Genomic DNA, 1,577 nt, shown 5'->3' with positions numbered 1-1,577 from the left:
GGGCAGCGTGAGGGTGACGTCCTCGGGAGCGTCCAGGTCGACGGTGAATTGGTAGTGAGGCAGAGTCGAGAGGACCACCGTTGCGATGGTTCCAGCGAAGGTCACGGTCGCTTCAAAATGGCGCCTCTGGTGCTTGAAGCGCACCTTCAGCACTTTGGCAGCAGAGGCATCCATTTTCAAAACCTCCCCGTCAGTTCAAACGCACAGTTGCGGTCGTGCTCTGTGCTGTTTCCGTTGCCTGGCTCAGCTGGGCTGCCTTGCTGATGAGAGGCACCTGAGCCGACAGCAAGGCTTGCCGCGCACACTCCGCACACTTGCTCCACAGCTCGATGGCAATCACGTACCGGGCCAATACATCCAGGCTCTCCAGATCGGACTTTACGATGATCATCTGGCGGGAAACCGCGGTAATACGCAGATCATAGACTTTGCTGGGTTCGACAGTGCTCGCGGTATTTATCATTTCCATAGTTCTACCCTCAAATGCTCCGTGCGAGGATTGCATATGATGCAATTATCCTCTTCTAAAACATTTACTAATTTCAATAGTGTCTGAACAGACGTATTAGTTCAGGTGCATACAGATTACCAGCTGTTTAATCCGAAGACTAGACTTATGGTCCCTGTGTTTTAAGTGATCCATGAAGAGCACGGTAATGAATCGTTACGGGCATGTTTGAAAGCCTGGCTGGTGTAACTCAGAAAACATGAACTGCCGGGTCTTTGAGGATCGAGGGTGATCTCGATAGGACCATTGCTGAAAATGGCTATGAAGTGGCCCTGGAGACTATCGCGCTGACTGACCAATATGAATGCATTTCGCAAGTATTCCAACAGGTACGGGTATTGGACCTTTTCGAACTGGAAGTAGAGGGCATCCAGACAATCGTTGCGGTTGAATGCCAGTTCCGCACCGAGAATGCCTAACTCACTTAGTTCATAGGCAGCGATCCTGAATAGCGGTCCGCCTGTGTAGGAATGCCCAATCATTGAGTCCAGCGATTTGAACGTATTCCTGATGTCCGAAAGTGTTGCGCCAATATCCAGTCCGATTACCGCCGGGTTGGATAGGACACTGAAGCTCAGGCTCAGTGGGGTCACGGGGGGCTCCTTGATCTCGATTACGAGCCTTGAGTGTGCACGTCGATTTCGGCCATGTGCGGTCATTTCAGGCCATTTTTTGGCTTGAATTCAGTGTTTCTGAACGCTTCGTTTTTTGGCGGCTCGGTGCCGAGGGTCGATCGTCGATCCCCGATCAGCTTCTCCTGGTTGGGAGAGGAGGCCGAACTGCTGCGCGACGGTGACGAACGAGCGCAGTGGCTGTTTGGGAATGCTGTTCGATCCAAGGCAAAGGCTTTTCAACCTGAAAGGTTGGTATTGGAGGCTATTTAAAATTCGACTTATCGACGTGCCCTTTTTCGTGTCGCCGGCTGGCGCGCCGAGCGACCTGCTCGATGGGCTGGAATGGGGCTGTTCGGGGGCCGGTTGGAGGCCTTGCTAGTGGCTCTTTGGCCTTGGGGAGGGCTGGATAGGCGGGCTGTTCGGTCGCCGGGTTTCCGCCAGGCACGGCAACGCCT

3 protein-coding genes are annotated in these 1,577 nt (G+C 53.5%); 1 reads left to right on the top strand and 2 read right to left on the bottom strand.

Annotated elements, in window-relative coordinates; genetic code table 11:
• Positions 1-190: 190 nt before the first annotated feature.
• Both BMY22_RS23320 and BMY22_RS24190 read right to left on the bottom strand, forming a co-directional pair.
• Positions 191-469, bottom strand: a complete 279-nt coding sequence (locus BMY22_RS23320) for a hypothetical protein (RefSeq protein WP_090625708.1) — start codon at positions 467-469, stop codon at positions 191-193.
• 161 nt (positions 470-630) lie between these two features.
• Positions 631-1,101, bottom strand: coding sequence for a hypothetical protein (locus BMY22_RS24190; RefSeq protein WP_139204438.1), 471 nt, complete (start codon positions 1,099-1,101; stop codon positions 631-633).
• A 33-nt stretch (positions 1,102-1,134) separates the two neighbouring features.
• On the opposite strand from BMY22_RS24190, the gene BMY22_RS24185 reads away from it, so the two are divergent.
• Positions 1,135-1,392, top strand: coding sequence for a hypothetical protein (locus BMY22_RS24185; protein WP_143068632.1), 258 nt, complete (start codon positions 1,135-1,137; stop codon positions 1,390-1,392).
• Positions 1,393-1,577 lie beyond the last annotated feature (185 nt).

The organism is Azotobacter beijerinckii, assembly GCF_900110885.1.
GTDB lineage: Bacteria > Pseudomonadota > Gammaproteobacteria > Pseudomonadales > Pseudomonadaceae > Azotobacter > Azotobacter beijerinckii.
The sequence above is the reverse complement of the archived record's forward strand: the minus strand, read 5'-3'. Positions and strand labels throughout refer to the sequence as shown.